This is a genomic window from Sneathiella chungangensis (assembly GCF_009882935.1).
Lineage (GTDB): Bacteria > Pseudomonadota > Alphaproteobacteria > Sneathiellales > Sneathiellaceae > Sneathiella > Sneathiella chungangensis.
Genome location: NZ_WTVA01000014.1, coordinates 213,780 through 228,383 on the forward strand (window position 1 = coordinate 213,780; position 14,604 = coordinate 228,383).

Annotated in this window: 13 protein-coding genes; 2 read left to right on the forward strand and 11 right to left on the reverse strand. The window is 50.7% G+C overall.

Annotation, left to right across the window (positions count from 1 at the left end):
* Window positions 1-249 precede the first annotated feature (249 nt).
* The 3 genes from GQF03_RS12760 to GQF03_RS12770 form a co-directional block, all read right to left on the reverse strand.
* Window positions 250-1,212 carry a TAXI family TRAP transporter solute-binding subunit gene (locus GQF03_RS12760; protein ID WP_161339664.1) on the reverse strand — a complete coding sequence of 321 codons (963 nt, stop codon included), beginning with the start codon at window positions 1,210-1,212 and terminating at the stop codon, window positions 250-252.
* A gap of 24 nt (window positions 1,213-1,236) precedes the next feature.
* Entirely contained in the window at window positions 1,237-3,144 is a 1,908-nt protein-coding gene (locus GQF03_RS12765) for a TRAP transporter permease (RefSeq protein ID WP_338401313.1), read from the reverse strand.
* A gap of 134 nt (window positions 3,145-3,278) precedes the next feature.
* Window positions 3,279-3,770, reverse strand: a complete 492-nt coding sequence (locus GQF03_RS12770; protein ID WP_161339666.1) for a GlcG/HbpS family heme-binding protein — start codon at window positions 3,768-3,770, stop codon at window positions 3,279-3,281.
* Window positions 3,771-3,937: 167 nt separating this feature from the next.
* On the opposite strand from GQF03_RS12770, the gene GQF03_RS12775 reads away from it, so the two are divergent.
* Window positions 3,938-4,654 (forward strand): GntR family transcriptional regulator, encoded by a 717-nt coding sequence (locus GQF03_RS12775; RefSeq protein WP_161339667.1) that lies wholly within the window; start codon window positions 3,938-3,940, stop codon window positions 4,652-4,654.
* A 47-nt stretch (window positions 4,655-4,701) separates the two neighbouring features.
* On the opposite strand, the gene GQF03_RS12780 is transcribed toward GQF03_RS12775, so the two are convergent.
* The 6 genes from GQF03_RS12780 to GQF03_RS12805 form a co-directional block, all read right to left on the reverse strand.
* Window positions 4,702-5,559: a fumarylacetoacetate hydrolase family protein gene (locus GQF03_RS12780; protein WP_161339668.1), complete on the reverse strand. Its 858-nt coding sequence runs from the start codon at window positions 5,557-5,559 to the stop codon at window positions 4,702-4,704.
* Window positions 5,560-5,936: 377 nt separating this feature from the next.
* The gene (locus tag GQF03_RS12785; RefSeq protein ID WP_161339669.1) at window positions 5,937-7,031 is read right to left on the reverse strand and encodes a branched-chain amino acid ABC transporter permease; all 1,095 of its coding nucleotides are present in this window, start codon (window positions 7,029-7,031) and stop codon (window positions 5,937-5,939) included.
* A gap of 11 nt (window positions 7,032-7,042) precedes the next feature.
* Entirely contained in the window at window positions 7,043-8,074 is a 1,032-nt protein-coding gene (locus GQF03_RS12790) for a branched-chain amino acid ABC transporter permease (RefSeq protein ID WP_161339670.1), read from the reverse strand.
* The gene (locus GQF03_RS12795; RefSeq protein ID WP_161339671.1) at window positions 8,067-8,786 is read right to left on the reverse strand and encodes an ABC transporter ATP-binding protein; all 720 of its coding nucleotides are present in this window, start codon (window positions 8,784-8,786) and stop codon (window positions 8,067-8,069) included. Before GQF03_RS12795 ends, GQF03_RS12790 begins: the two co-directional genes overlap by 8 nt.
* Complete coding sequence (locus tag GQF03_RS12800) at window positions 8,783-9,586, reverse strand: ABC transporter ATP-binding protein (protein ID WP_161339672.1); 804 nt, start codon at window positions 9,584-9,586, stop codon at window positions 8,783-8,785. Before GQF03_RS12800 ends, GQF03_RS12795 begins: the two co-directional genes overlap by 4 nt.
* A gap of 91 nt (window positions 9,587-9,677) precedes the next feature.
* Window positions 9,678-10,865, reverse strand: coding sequence for a substrate-binding domain-containing protein (locus tag GQF03_RS12805; protein ID WP_161339673.1), 1,188 nt, complete (start codon window positions 10,863-10,865; stop codon window positions 9,678-9,680).
* A 292-nt stretch (window positions 10,866-11,157) separates the two neighbouring features.
* Between GQF03_RS12805 and GQF03_RS12810 the strand changes: the two genes are divergently transcribed.
* Window positions 11,158-12,597: an amidase gene (locus tag GQF03_RS12810; protein WP_161339674.1), complete on the forward strand. Its 1,440-nt coding sequence runs from the start codon at window positions 11,158-11,160 to the stop codon at window positions 12,595-12,597.
* A 94-nt stretch (window positions 12,598-12,691) separates the two neighbouring features.
* Here GQF03_RS12810 and GQF03_RS12815 read toward each other — a convergent pair whose 3' ends face one another.
* Entirely contained in the window at window positions 12,692-13,450 is a 759-nt protein-coding gene (locus GQF03_RS12815) for an enoyl-CoA hydratase/isomerase family protein (protein ID WP_161339675.1), read from the reverse strand.
* The gene (locus GQF03_RS12820) at window positions 13,447-14,460 is read right to left on the reverse strand and encodes a phenylacetate--CoA ligase family protein (protein ID WP_206376391.1); all 1,014 of its coding nucleotides are present in this window, start codon (window positions 14,458-14,460) and stop codon (window positions 13,447-13,449) included. Before GQF03_RS12820 ends, GQF03_RS12815 begins: the two co-directional genes overlap by 4 nt.
* Between the last annotated feature and the right edge of the window lie 144 nt (window positions 14,461-14,604).

Consider the following 14,604-nt stretch of genomic DNA (forward strand, 5'->3'; position numbering starts at 1 on the left):
CAGATCAAATGACGTAAAAAAGTGCCATACCCCTGTCAGGTAAGGAGAGTCTAAGATGGGAGAGATTATTGGCAGATGCCTGACGGCTGCAAACGTCGCAGGCGCCCGCTCTTTTCTCTGGAACGGAAGCCATCCACATATCGCGATACTGTGGATCCAGGAATGTGCAGAGAAACTCCATGACCGCAAATAATGCGGCCATGGAAATAGACAGAATTTGTTCAGGATCTTCTAAAAGCGTTATCCCGGCTACTTTATCTGGCCGACTTCCTTATAAAACTTCACCGCACCCGGATGATAGGGCACCGGGTTTTCCTGGACCATCTTGTCGGGCTGAAAACGATTGAAGGCGCCAAATGCTTCAGCGAGTGACTTTTTATTTTCATACATCGTTTTGGTCAGCTGGTAGACAACATCGTCAGAAACATCAGCTCCCGTCAGGACATAAAAATCCACCTCGATCATATAGGTGGGGCTGTCCACAACACCTGTTTTGCTCTTATCAGGCTCCATGCTGGCAATACGGGCAGACGGCAGATTTTTTGAGACAGCGGCGCGCGCTTCCGGCGAGTCGACCAATGAAATATAGCGCCAGCCGTCTTTCATGGTCGCCATGGCCTTTTTACCAACGCCGGCATTCATGGGTATGAGAGCCGCATCCACCTTACCATCTGCCATCGCATTAATCGCGGAGACGAAATTCGGCATGGGGACTTTTTTGGCATCCTCTATGGTCAATCCCCCTGTCGCAAGGGCGGCGTTGGAGTAGTAATGAAATGTGCGACCGGAGTTATACCCCGAAGGAAGACGTGCGCCCTTTAAATCCGATACTGTTTTGAAAGGGGAATTTGTCGGCACCGCAAAGGACGTTTGCGTTGCGATGGCAACCCCGACAAGCCGCAGATTGGTATTGGCATGGCCCTCAAAGCTCCCGATACCTTCATAGGCAAACGCTGCCTCGCCGCCGTTGGCAAAGCCGAAGGCGAGTTTCCCGGTATTGATAAGCGGGATATAGGTTGAAGAGCCGGCATAGGGCGCAACCCGGTACTGCTCCCCTGTTTTCTCAACCATCACTTTGGAGATTGCGGCGCCCATGGAATAGAACAGGGATCCCTGTTGATTTGTCCCCATTGAATAGGTTTCCGCCTGTACAGCCCCGGCGGTTGCGCAGCTCAATGCGATGCCGATTGCGAACGCGATTAGTCTTTTCATATTATTTCTCCTTGCTCCCTATTTTTATCGGATTAGTTGGCCTTTATTGGAAATGTGGGTCCATGTCAGATAGATACTGCCGAAGATGACAGCAGACATTACAACCGCGACGCCGCCAAAAGCGATTTTTACCGGAATCAGGGCTATCACTCCCAGAAGCAGAAGCAATAGCCGTCCCAACAAACTTTGCCGCTTTGAAAAATAGCCGACGACGGCGATTGAAATGAAATAAACGCCAACAAGGGCTGTTGCGCCACTCCACAGGATTTCCGTAACCTTGCCCTCCATTAGCAGGGTGGGACTGAAGACAAACAGAACTGGAACGACATAGGCAAGCCACCCCATTTTCATGGCCTCGAAACCCGTTCGCATGGGGCTCGCGCCGCTTATCGTCGCCGCCGAGAAGGCTGCCAGCGCGATAGGGGGCGTGATCATCGACATCATTCCGAAATACAGAATGAACATATGCGCGGCCAAAGGCTCAATGCCCGTTTCAATGAGAGAAGGCGCCACGAGAGCCGCCAGAAGAACATAGACACCGGAGGTCGGCATGCCCATTCCGAGCAAAATACAAATTCCGGCAGATACCAGCAATAAGGCGGCGATGTGTGTGCCCCCCAGTTCGACAAGAGCGAGCGTAAGAACGAACCCGCCCCCGGACAAATTCAGCAAACCAATAACAAAGCCTGCGCCTGCAACGATAAGTGTAAGTTCCACCAGCGATTTGCCGGTCTCTGGAAAACAATCCAGTAGCCCTCTAATGGTAAGCCGGCTCCCCCGGTATTCTCGGATACTCCCTAATACGATAGCGGTGACACCGCCATATAGAGCCGCCAACTCGGCCGACGCACGAAATTCGAACATCGCCGTCAATAAGACGACAAACGGTATTATCAGATGCCAGCCTTCTTTCAGCACCGTCTTGACGGATCGCACTTCCTTTTCCGCCGCCGAAATGGAATCGCGTGCAGCAATAAGATCCACCTGAATAAAGACTGAAACATAATAGAGCAGTGCCGGCACGATGGCGGCGATGACCACATCGGAATAGGGAATCTCCAATGATTGCGCCATCAGAAAAGCAGCCGCGCCCATTATGGGCGGCATCAACTGACCGCCCGTAGACGCTATGGTCTCAATCGCGCCGGACTGGCTCGAGGAATAGCCCGATCTTTTCATAAGCGGAATTGTCATAACGCCCGTTGTGACGACGTTGGAAATAGCGCTTCCTGAGATAGATCCGAAGAGAGCCGACGCGATGATAGATATTTTCGCCGCCCCTCCGCGCTGCTTGCCCATCGCAGACATTGCAAGATCAATGAAGAACTCACCGCAACCTGTTTTTACCAGCAATTTTCCAAAAAAGATGAAAACCACGACAATCGTCGCCACAACGCTGAGCGGCGTTCCCAACATCGCATTGGGATCAAAGGCGAGATATACCAGAATTTCCGGGAGAGTGGACTGCGATGCAGTAAGTGGCGTTGGCAATAGATGACCGGTCAGACTATAGACGCCAAGCAGGCCAATTATGAGCAAAAACACCCAGCCCCCTATTCGCCAGAGGGCATAGGCAGAGAAAGCCACGGCAACGGTCCCTAAAGCTTGCATCTCCGGTGTCAGATAAGGAAAGTCAAATTGGAAACGCGTGTAATCAATGCCAATGAAGAAAAAGATGAAGAGGCTGACGAGCGACGCGAGCAGAGAAAATAGAGAAAACGCGTCCTTATTCCGTTGACCTACGAATGCAAGCGCAATTGATAGGCCCAGAATACAGGCAAGGAACTGCTCCCGTGCCACCTCCAGGCCGAGCAGCACCGGCGCCTGCACCGCCCAAAGAATGCTCAATGTCGGAATTGCCGCGGCAATCGCAATTTCTAAGACGCGTGGTAAATGACGTCCGAACGTCCCCTTCTCCCGGAATATTATGATCCACCTCCCCTAGCATTCGATTAAATCGATTTTTACGGATCATATAACTTTTTTTCGAAATTACTAGATTAAATTGTATATTTGCGATTGGCAAGCTATCCCGATTACTCCGGGTGAATTACCGCTGTTCAATTTTACAGCCCCGCTTCATTCCAGTTTTCGACCGGTTTTTCCGGTGACGGCTTTAGCCCCGCCTTTTGGACGGCCATAATCGCACAATATTCATCCTTATCCGATGCGTCCCCACTAATCCCGACGGCGCCAATAACGTCGTCATTTTCGCCGCAAATCAAGACACCGCCGGGAACCGGAATAAAGCGGCCTTGGGACGCCGCACTGAGCGCTCCCTGAAAAGCCGGACGATCAGACAAACGATCTCGGATGGTCCGGCTTGAAATACCCATACCAAGCGCGCCCCAGGCCTTCCCAATGGCGACATCCCCCCGCAGAATGCCGCAACCGTCTTCCCGCTTGAAAGCCACCAGATTTCCGCCAACATCCAACACGGCAACCGTTAAAGGCAGCAGTTGGGCAGCCTTCCCAAATTCAAGTGCAAAATCGACTATCTTTGTTGCCGTCGCCAATGGCAGCGGAACAACCAAATGCTTGACATAGTAATCTGACATGCTGACCCCCTTAATGATCTCTATGGAAATTGCCGACTTCCATCCCCTGTATCGCCGTATTTTCGAAATAATGCAATGAGTATGCTTTTTATGGAAATTCTATTTTCCTCATGGATTTTATTTCGCGCTACCGCTAAAACATTAACTGCAAATATGGAGTTTGGACGATGGCGAAATTGCTCACCAACGAAAAGGAAAACGGGAAACATTCCTCAGGCCAGGTCTCGACACTCGCGACTTCTGTTTATGATCGCATCCGGATGGATATTGTCAGTGGCGCGCTGAAGCCCGGTAAAAAGCTCAGGACAGATGAATTGCGTCTTCGCTATGAAGCCGGAAACAGCCCAATTCGAGAAGCGCTCAACCGCCTGTCCTCCGACGGGTTCGTCGTTCGGGAAGAACAGCGGGGGTTTTCTGTTGCCGCCATCAGTAAAGTTGAATTACAGGAGCTCGTAAAAACGCGATGCTGGCTTGAAGAAACCGCCCTTCGTCAGTCGATCGAAAATGGCGACAGTGAGTGGGAGGAGCGGCTTGTTCTGGCGCATCACAGATTGTCGCGCGTTCCTCGTCTCATTGACCCGAAAAGCGCCGCGCGCAATGCCGAATGGGATAGATTGCATCGGGAGTTTCATATGGCGTTGATCGCCGCCTGCGGATCTCGTCTGCTGCTGGGGTTTTGCGAGCAGCTCCATGATCAATCCGATCGCTATCGCCAGCTTGCAGTCGCCGCAAGCTATCCGGCCCGAGACCCAATGGACGAACATGAAGCGATTTACCTGGCCGCGATTGATCGCGACGCCGATAAAGCCGTGGATTTACTGTTGAACCATTATCAGAAGACAGCAAAAATTATCGAGGAATCAGATCTGTCCTTTGATATGTAAGCGTCCGGAAAACGCTCCGTTAGCCGCGGGTCCTGATGCTATTCGCCTCATTCATCCTCGATAGGATTGGATAAAGTTCCAATGCCCTCAATACTCACCTGACATATATCACCCGGCTTCATCCAGACGGGCGGATTTCTGGCATATCCGACCCCCGACGGCGTGCCGGTTACGATGACGTCGCCCGGGACCAATGTCATGCATTCACTGAGTAGAGCGATGAGTTTTGCAATTGGAAATACAAGGTCACCTGTATTGCCATCTTGCATTAAATTACAGTTGAGGAAGGTCTTTATGGAAAGCCCGGTTGCCCCCGGTGGCAGCTTTTCCGGTGTCACGAGACACGGACCGAACCCGCCCGTCTTGTCAAAGTTCTTACCGATTGTCCATTGCGTACTTTTTCTTTGATAATCCCGCAAGGTCGCTTCGTTAAAGATAGAGTAACCTGCAACGTAGTCGAGAGCGTCTTTCTCTGTTACGTGGCGGGCTGTTTTGCCAATTACGACGACCAACTCCCCTTCGTAGTCGAGTTTGTCCGAGCATTTCGGCCGTATGATCGGTTGGTCGTGCCCGAGAATTGACCGGTTGGTCCGTAAAAAAATTTCGGGGTAACTCGGCGTCTCAGCCCCGCCTTCCTTTGCATGAGCGGCATAGTTTCGGCCAATGCAAATTATTTTCTCGGCATCGGATATGGGCGGCAGAAATGTTACATCTTCAATTCGAATAGCCTCGGAGTCTTCTAAATCGCCAAGAGATTTTCTGATCTCTGAAAGTTTATCTTGCCGCAAGATTTCTTTTATAGACGCCGGAAGGCCGGGGATTTGCGATCTGATATCCACGATACCGTCGGCCTTCAATAAACCTAATTTTATTTCGCCGTCGTGAAGAAATGAGGCAAGTCTCATTGGTGATTTTCCTTTTTTGAATTTGCCAAAGAAAATCACAAACAGGAAAAAAGTCAATTAAAATCGATTTTTAATGCTTTTCCATATAAAAATCGAAAAATTATCTTGTTGGGTTTGGTATCTCTCTCGTTCCTGCTTCATCCCTATTTCGTTGCAGATAACGATGAAAGTGCAGCCATACTTACAGGAGCTCGTCTCCGCCTGCCGTAAATTGGCACAAAAATTCCTCCACTATGTCGAGCCGTCATGTGACTGATATCGATACCCCGATTCAATAACAAGATCTTCTGAATTTCATAAAGAAAGCTGAAAGGGTATTTTTTGTCATGCCCGGTGGGTAATAATGGCGGATCAAGCGACAAGTAATTTTCTTCTTTTCACCACCTCATCCACTTTTTAGTGGCGGCTCGTTTTATTGCCCTATTACGAAGGCGGCCGACAATGCCTTCGGGGAAATAGTAAACACTCACGACGAAAAGAATCCCCAGCCAGAATACCCATCGGTCAGGATGTATGATTACGGAAAGCATAGGGGTTTCTTGTATCATGGGGGCGATGTAGGCAATCGCGCTTTGTAAGTAGGTTTCGGCGAGAACGAAGACCCCGGCGCCAATTACAGCGCCATAGAGAGTTCCCATCCCGCCGATCACCACGATCAGCAAGACATCCAGCATTACCTGCAAATCAAGAGTGACTTCCGGCCCAACAAATCTCAGCCATAGCGCATTCAAGGCACCTGCGACACAGGCGAGAACCGCCGCAATGCAACTTACAACAACACGGTGACCGAGAACATTGAAGCCGAGCGCTTCCGCCCTGAGCTCATTTTCGCGAATAGCCTGCAACACCCGTCCAAATGGCGAATTGACTATTCGCAGCATTAGAAGGAAGAGAAGGCCGCTAATCAGAAGTATTCCGTAATAGCTCAGCGTCGTTCCGTTAATCGGGACACCAAAGACATCTCTAGGGATTATTACAAAGGCCGGTTTCAGAATACGTGGTATCTGAAAAATCAAGCCATCATGCCCCCCTGTAATGGTGTAGAACTGATTTACAAGAACGGCGAACGCATTTGCTACGGCCAGTGTAATCATCGCGAAAAAGATCGTTTTAGTTCGCATACTGAAGAGGCCGACGGCAACCGCAATCACAAATGAAAGCAACGCCGCTGACAGAAAACCAATCGCAATGGCTTCCCAGGAGGCTCCCATAGACTTCAATGCAATGCCAGTACCATAAGCCCCAATACCGAAATACATCGTATGGGCAAATGAGATCATTCCCGTATAGCCAAGCAGCAGATCAAAGGATCCGACAAGAACCACAAAAATTGCGACCTTTACAAAGACGCTCATTATTGTCAGTCCGCCAATAGCAATAGGCGCAACCAGCATTGCCATCAGCAGCAATAGAAGCGTGCAAGTAACAATACGGCTTCTTGGCAAGTCTTTTGAGAAAAGTGAATTGATCATACCAATACCGATTACCGTTTCGTCAGGGGGAATAGTCCGCGTGGCCGCCAGCTGATTACGGCCACAAGTAATATAATTGTGGAGGTCATTGCCATCTCAGGAACCAGAAACGCCACATAGTTAGCGACAACGGACACAAGAATTGCGCTGATGAAGCATCCGGTAATCGATCCCAACCCCCCCATAATAATAACGATAAAGGCCAAAATCATAAGTTCGCCGCCGATATCCGCTGTCAATGTCCCGCGGTAGAACACCCACATCACGCCGCCGAACCCGGCAAGCCCGGACCCCACTACAAACAGACCCACAAAAAGCCTGCGAATGCGATAGCCGAGCGCCTGTATCATTTCGGCATCTTCAACGCCTGCCCTTATCAGCAGCCCTATCCGCGTATGGGAAAGGGAAAAATACATCGCCAGAAACAGTACCGATCCAAATACAACGACGAGCAATCTGTATTTCTCGACTACCGCATCGCCCATGACGAATGCGCCGCGTAAGGAAGTTGGCAACTGAATGAGTTTTTCCTGCGATCCCCATATCATCATGACAACCTGTTCAATGACGATCATGCCGCCCATGGTGATCAGAATTTGCTTCAGGTGATCCCCGTAAACGCGTCGAACAATTATCCGCTCGAATATCCAGCCAAGAAGGCCCGCCCCGACGGCAGCAACAACGACAACGGCTATTAGCGCGAGGACGTTCAAAAGCAGATTGTCGGCGACCGTCAACCCGGTCATCATTGTCAGCACGGCATAGGCGAGATATGCGCCAACGGTTACAAATGCCCCATGACCGAAATTCAAAACGTCCATCAGGCCAAAGATGAGTGTCAATCCGGAGGCAACGATGAATACCATCATTCCCATGGCCAGGCCCGCTAACGTCAACGTCAGCCAGATGCTCGGCGATCCAACGAAGGCCAGCGCTATTAATGCGGCGGCGATGACGATCATGATCGGGAGCCAGTCTCGCTTCAACAGGTTTGTCGTAGAACCAATGGAAATGGCGGTTTCTGAGATATCTTGTCTATTCATTGAGTGCGAGTCCGAGATACTGTTGCTGAAGATCCGGGTTGCTTGAGAGAGTGTCCATAGCACCTCGATGAACCACTTGGCCGTCATCTATCACAACGACATCATCACCAAGCGCCGCGGCAAAGGAAAAATTCTGCTCAACCAAGAGAATAGTGGTTTGCATGCGCTTTAATTCGAGAAACGCATCGATCATGTCTTCAATGATTGCCGGGGCGATGCCCTTGGTCGGCTCGTCAATGAGAAGTAAATCACTTGGCTCGATGATGGCGCGCGCGATTGCAAGCATTTGCTTTTGGCCCCCGGACAGATTTCCCGCCGCGAGGTTCCAGAATTTTTTTATCGGTGGGAACAAACCGAAAATCCATTCAAGGCGATCCGTATCGAACTTTCCACGCCGGGCCGCTAGGATCATATTTTCGCGAACCGAAAGGTCGCCGAAAATCCCCATATTCTCGGGGACGTAGGCGACGCCTGCCCGCGCTATTTCAGAGGTTGCCTGGCCCTGAATTTCCTGCCCGCGCAGTTTCACGGTTCCAGATTTGGCCTGCCATAATCCAATGATTGTCCGCAGCGTCGTTGTTTTCCCGGCGCCATTGCGACCGACGATAACAGTGAACCCATTCTCTGCCACGTCAAATGTAATGCCCTGAAGAATGTGATACTGTTCAATATAGGTATGGACGTTTTCCAGCTGCAGAATTGGCTGCGTCATTTGGCGGCTCCTACTCTATCCTGCCTTGCCCGACCGAGATACGCTTCACGAACAATATCTGATGCCATAACCGTTGTCGGATCCCCATCTGCCACAACTTCACCATTGTTCAAAACGACAATGCGATCAGCGAGTGAACGGATGACATCAAGTTTATGCTCCACGAGCAGTATCGTCTTGTTTCCCTCAGACTTTACGCGCTTGATTAAATCAAGAACGATTGGCACTTCATCAACACTCATCCCGGCTGTTGGTTCATCGAACATATAAACACGAGGCTCGAGAGCCATCAGTATGGCGACCTCAAGTTTACGCTGATTGCCATGGCTCAGAGTTGAGGCATTCGCCTTGGCATATTGTCCAAGACCGGCAAGCTCCAGGAAGTGATCCGCCTTTTCGATTAGTTCTGTGTGGCTACTCCAAAGGGTCAAAAAACTGTCCCGGGTCTTCGCCATAGACTGAACCGCCAGGCGGATATTTTCCTGGACGGTTAGCTCCGGAAACAGATTGGTCAGCTGAAAGGCGCGTCCGATGCCGCATTGTGCCCGACGGGCCACCGGGTATTGGGTAATTTCCTCACCGTTAAGAAAGACATGTCCGGACGTCGATTTAAGTTGACCCGAAATAAGATTGAAATAAGTCGTTTTACCCGCACCATTCGGCCCAACAATGGCCGTCAATGTCCCTTCTTCGAAACAACAGGAAACATCACTGACCGCTAAATGCCCGCCGAAACTGACCGAAAGATTTTTGGTTTCGATAACTGGGCAATGGTCAGCAATGTTGGGTGCGGAAACCATAAAAGCGATCCTTTGTAACGACAATTTCTAACTACTAATCACTAAAAAATTTGCGCGCCGGAACATAAAAAGCATCCCGGCGCGCCACTCACTATCTTTTGTTGCGGATAGGAATATCGAACTCTTCGGGTTCAATCTTGCGAACAAGTTTTGGTACCGCCCAGGCAACACCTTCTTCATTGGCAAGTTTCACATGATACATTGGCATCATCGCTTGATGATCCTCAGCACGGAAGGTTCTTGGCCCGCGAACAGATGGAAATTCCATTCCTTCCATCGCTGCAATCAGGTCCTCTGTTTCCGTCGAGTTTGCTTTCTTCAAGGCCGTCACGACAGCAGATGCGGCGGCAAAACCCTCCACAGTGAAGAAATCCGGCGGTGTGCCAAATTGTTTTTGATGCTCGGCGACGAACCAGTCGTTAATCTCATTATTTTCCAAATCGTAATAATAGAAGGCGGCACCTTCCATTCCCGGCACCGACTTGAACGATTCAAGCGTGGGCAAAGTCGTGACAATAGACGTTGGTTCAATGTCATGTCGCTCCGGTCCCCAGTTCATGATTTTGCCCATATAGTTGGGCAAAAACCCAAAATATGCAAAAAGGATTTTTCTGCCTTTCACATTCTCCATCTTCTGCGCAATCCGTTCCAGTGCCGGTGTAAGATCGGTCGCATTTACTTCCACAAACTCTTCTGCCGCAACAGTTGCGCCATACTTTTTGACGGCTTCCTTCAAAGCGGCCGCACCATCCCGCACGAAGGCATAATCTTCACCGATAATGCCTATGGATGTATTTTCATCGAGGCGCATCGCAATTGCCTGGGCCTGCATATCGAAAGAGTTGTTTCGGGAAGATTTAAAAATAAAACGGTTCCAGTCCTCGCCGGTGATGGAATCGGCGACAGCGGGCGCAACAAGGAGGATTTTTTCATAATCCTGAGCCACGGGCAACATTGATTTCGTGATACCGGATGACGTCGAGCCGACCACGATGACAGATCCGTCTTCATAAGCTTCCGCCAACAGCGCTCTCGCCCGATCCGGCTTGATCGTTGTATCTTTTCGTATAACCTCGATATCACGACCGAGAACTTTTCCCGTGCCTTCCGTTGCCCACTGAATACCCAAATCAAATCCGCGATAGACCTGATTGGCATAGGATTCCAGCACGGCACTACCAGTGACATCCTGAATAACAGTAATTTTGATCGGATCCTCCGCATGTGCCTGCATCGTGACCCCAAACAGCATGGCTGCTGCTACTAAAATGCGCTTCATCTACATCTCCTCCGATTTCTGCGACTGCCGCAATTGACTGTTGACTGCAATAATAACATAATGATAAACATGACATCAGTTTTTGTTTTTTACAACCGTTAATTTTTCTAACAAAAATTATTTGTGGAAAAGTTATTCAAGAGGAGATTCTTCAAGCGACATTCATGTAATAACAACCACCTAACTCGCTTTTGAAAAATTTCGTGAATAAAGCCGTTGCGTCTATTTGGTAAGGATAAAAACTCAATGGATGCGCCACCATCAACGCTCTCTGGAAGTGGGATACAACAAAATGATCAGCGAATCAGATTACATTAATACGGATGCCGTTGGCCTCGGTGAACTTGTCAAAAACAAGGAAGTGACGCCTACCGAACTGCTGGATGTCGCCCTTCGCCGCCTCGAACGCATCAATCCAGAAATTAACGCTGTCATTAATTTGTTTGAAGACTTAGCCCGCGATCAGATTAGCAATGGTGTTGGCGATGGACCATTTGAGGGTGTTCCTTTCCTCCTGAAAGATCTTCGCGCGTCCTATAAGGGAACGGAGAATACGGCCGGCAACGCATTCATGGCCACCACGCCGGACTTCGACAGTGAAGTAACACTCCGATATAAAAAAGCGGGATTGGTCATGTTCGGGAAAACAAATGTACCCGAAATGGGCCTCGCTGCGGATACCTATAATACGTTGTTTGGCCCGACTTCTAATCCCTGGTCTCCAGAACATACATCAGGCGGTTCCAGCGGCGGGTCGGCTGCTGCCGTCGCGGCTCGCATAGTTCCCGCCGCCCATGGAAGTGATGGCATGGGGTCAATCCGGATCCCCTCCTCCTGCTGCGGAGTGGTTGGACTAAAGCCGTCAAAAGGCCGTGTCACATATGGGCCGGATGTCGGCGATGAATTAATCGGGATGAGCACACAACATGTCTGCACTTGGTCGGTTCGCGACAGCGCGGCCATGCTCGATGCGACCGCAATGCCGGACTACGGTGACCCCTATTGGGCTCCCCCGGCGCCAGCCAGTTATCTCGAATTGACGAAACGCGACCCCAAGCAATTGAGAATAGCACTTTGCAACCGTCCTCCAATCGACACGGATGTACATCCGGAATGCATCACAGCGACAACCCAGGCGGCAAAATTATGTGAATCAATGGGCCATATTGTTGAAGAAACGGACCTTGGCATTCATTGGGAAGAAGATGGATTGGCGCACGCAACTACTGTAATTCTTGGTGTTGGAATGTATGCGAATGTCAAATCCAAAGCGAAGCTTAAAGGCCTCCCGGATGTTCGTGAATCTGATTTCCTGCCCGCAATCTGGTCATTTCTGGAAGCTGGCCTTAACGCGACGGGTGCAGATTTCTATCTTGCGTCGCGAAAAACCCACGAGATTGGACGACGGCTTGCTTCGTTTCATGAAAAATACGATGTTATTTTATCGCCAACGCTGTCTCAGCCGCCCTTACCCCGCTCATCCTTCGATTACACAACGGGCGAAGGATATACAGACCATGTCTGGGATTTTTCAGCATATACCCCGCTTTATAATGTGACAGGGCAACCGGCAATAACATTGCCTCTTCACTGGACAAGCCAAGGTCTTCCTGTAGGGGTTCAGTTTGCCGCACGATTTGGCGGCGAAGACATTCTCTTACAACTCGCCGGACAGATTGAACGCGCTCAACCTTGGCGAGATCGCCTCCCAGCTCTTGCCAAAGCCTTGTAGCGCGAGGATTAAATCTGTCTTGTGATTAAGAGAAGATCCCCCTATGCCTCTTTATTGAAAGATATTAGTAGGCATAGGGGAAATTTATTATCACTTACTTATCCAGCTTTCCCTCGATACGCGTCATTGCTTCTGGATCGAGGAAGCATTTGACTGTTGCGTTGGTTTCGAGGGCCATCGCCTCACTTATGGGGAGCTGGAAGCTCCGGTTCAGAACCTTTTTAACACTCTCCCGCGCAATTTTGGGAAGGGCCGCAATTTTGGCGGCAAGTTCACGAGCTGCCTTTTCCAGATCGGCATCCGGGACAACGCGGCAGACGAGCCCCATGTCGAGCGCCTGCTGCGCCGTAATATGCTCTCCCAGCAAAATGAGCTCCTTTGCCTTTTGAAGCCCGACCTGGTTTGGCAACAAGGAGCTCACGCCCCCAGTAACGAACAGCCCAAGGTTAATTTCCGGAAAGAAGCATTTGCAGCTTTCAGACATAATTGCCATGTCGCAGTTGATCACCCATTCCAGACCCCCACCGACGGCCCAACCATGTATCGCGCCAATGACGATTTTCTCGCCGTTCATTATCAAGTCGGTAATCACCTGGATATCTTCGATAAATCGGCGTGTCTCGCGTTCCCCTGCCCGTTGCTGGCCAAACTCCTTGAGGTCATCACCAGCGCAGAAGGCCCGGCCCTCGCCTCGTATCAAGATAACGCCAACCTTCGGGTCGGACTGCGCCGCCTTAAGCGCATCGGCAAAACCATGAAGAAGATCGGGATTTATCGCGTTGAGTCGTTCCGGCCGATTAAGTCGAATGTCGGCCACGCCGCCCTCGACATGAAGTTTCACGGCGTTATTCATGCCAAATCCTCTCTTACTACTCGTTTTGTTTTCCCCGACGTCCGGGGAAGCCCGCCTGGATCAACCAGTGTCACCGATGCGGTCACACCAAGCTTTTCCTTAATCTGCCGTTCAACCTCGGCCGCCAGCTCTTCTCCGGATGCCGCCTTGGAGGCCAATTCCACTTCCAGGGGGAGCTGTGAATATGGACCCGAGCCATTAAGACGTATGCGGTATTCTCCCGATAGCCGGTCGTTTCCATTGATGACGGCGGCAACCATGGTCGGAAAGACATTGATGCCGCGAACAACAACCATATCGTCACTCCGTCCGATCACCCGAAATCGGAAACCGGTGCGACCGCATTTGCAGGGATCGGTCGCGGTTATCTTCAGCACGTCCCCCGTCCTGAAACGAACCAGTGGCTGACAGTCTCTTTCAAGATGCGTAAGGACGAGTTCGCCGCTTATCCCGGGCTGAATCGGAAGCACTTCCGCCGTGTCCGGATCGATCAATTCGGGATACAGGACGTCAGCGCCGAGAAAATGGAGATCCGTGTCATGTTCACATTGGCTGGCAAAATTACAGAAGACATCCGATACGCCGTAATTTGCATTGCGAGGCTCCATTCCCCAGATCCCTTTCAGCCGGCGACGCAAATCAGGGCTATCCAAACCGGCTTCACCGCCAAACAATCCAAGCTTCAGCCCCAAATCACGCGGCGTTATGTCGGGAAAGTGTTCTGCAATCACCTGCTCCAAGACAGCCGGATAGGACGGCGTGCAGGAAATGGCTGTTATTTTGAGGTCAAGGATCGTCTGAATAAGGAGCTTCGTACTGCCAACGCCAAACGGCACGACGAGGGCGCCCGTCTGCTCGAGTGTCATATGATCCGTGAGCCCCCCCATCCACATCTGATAATTCAGGCAGTGAACGACGCGATGCCCGGGGCCGAGCCCCGCCGCCCGTTGACTGCGCCCGCCGACAACCGCCGTGACATGGCTATCCCGCGCAGACAGAGCCAGGTTCATCGCCTGCCCCGTTGTGCCGGATGTTCTGTGCAGGCGATTGACGCTTTCATCCGGAGCCGCAAGGTAGTCTCCAAAGGGAGGATGATTTGCCTGAGAGATACGCAACATTCCCTTATCGCATAGCGGAAGCGCCGCAATGTCTTT

What these genes read in the sequence shown, in the direction of transcription:
- GQF03_RS12760 (WP_161339664.1), bottom strand. Translation starts at nt 1,212, where the DNA reads ATGAAAAGACTAATCGCGTTCGCAATCGGCATCGCATTGAGCTGCGCA.
- GQF03_RS12805 (WP_161339673.1), bottom strand. Translation starts at nt 10,865, where the DNA reads ATGAAGCGCATTTTAGTAGCAGCAGCCATGCTGTTTGGGGTCACGATG.
- GQF03_RS12780 (WP_161339668.1), bottom strand. Translation starts at nt 5,559, where the DNA reads ATGAGACTTGCCTCATTTCTTCACGACGGCGAAATAAAATTAGGTTTA.
- GQF03_RS12770 (WP_161339666.1), bottom strand. Translation starts at nt 3,770, where the DNA reads ATGTCAGATTACTATGTCAAGCATTTGGTTGTTCCGCTGCCATTGGCG.
- GQF03_RS12810 (WP_161339674.1), top strand. Translation starts at nt 11,158, where the DNA reads ATGATCAGCGAATCAGATTACATTAATACGGATGCCGTTGGCCTCGGT.
- GQF03_RS12800 (WP_161339672.1), bottom strand. Translation starts at nt 9,586, where the DNA reads ATGGTTTCCGCACCCAACATTGCTGACCATTGCCCAGTTATCGAAACC.
- GQF03_RS12785 (WP_161339669.1), bottom strand. Translation starts at nt 7,031, where the DNA reads ATGATCAATTCACTTTTCTCAAAAGACTTGCCAAGAAGCCGTATTGTT.
- GQF03_RS12815 (WP_161339675.1), bottom strand. Translation starts at nt 13,450, where the DNA reads ATGAATAACGCCGTGAAACTTCATGTCGAGGGCGGCGTGGCCGACATT.
- GQF03_RS12795 (WP_161339671.1), bottom strand. Translation starts at nt 8,786, where the DNA reads ATGACGCAGCCAATTCTGCAGCTGGAAAACGTCCATACCTATATTGAA.
- GQF03_RS12820 (WP_206376391.1), bottom strand. Translation starts at nt 14,460, where the DNA reads ATGAACCTGGCTCTGTCTGCGCGGGATAGCCATGTCACGGCGGTTGTC.
- GQF03_RS12790 (WP_161339670.1), bottom strand. Translation starts at nt 8,074, where the DNA reads ATGAATAGACAAGATATCTCAGAAACCGCCATTTCCATTGGTTCTACG.
- GQF03_RS12775 (WP_161339667.1), top strand. Translation starts at nt 3,938, where the DNA reads ATGGCGAAATTGCTCACCAACGAAAAGGAAAACGGGAAACATTCCTCA.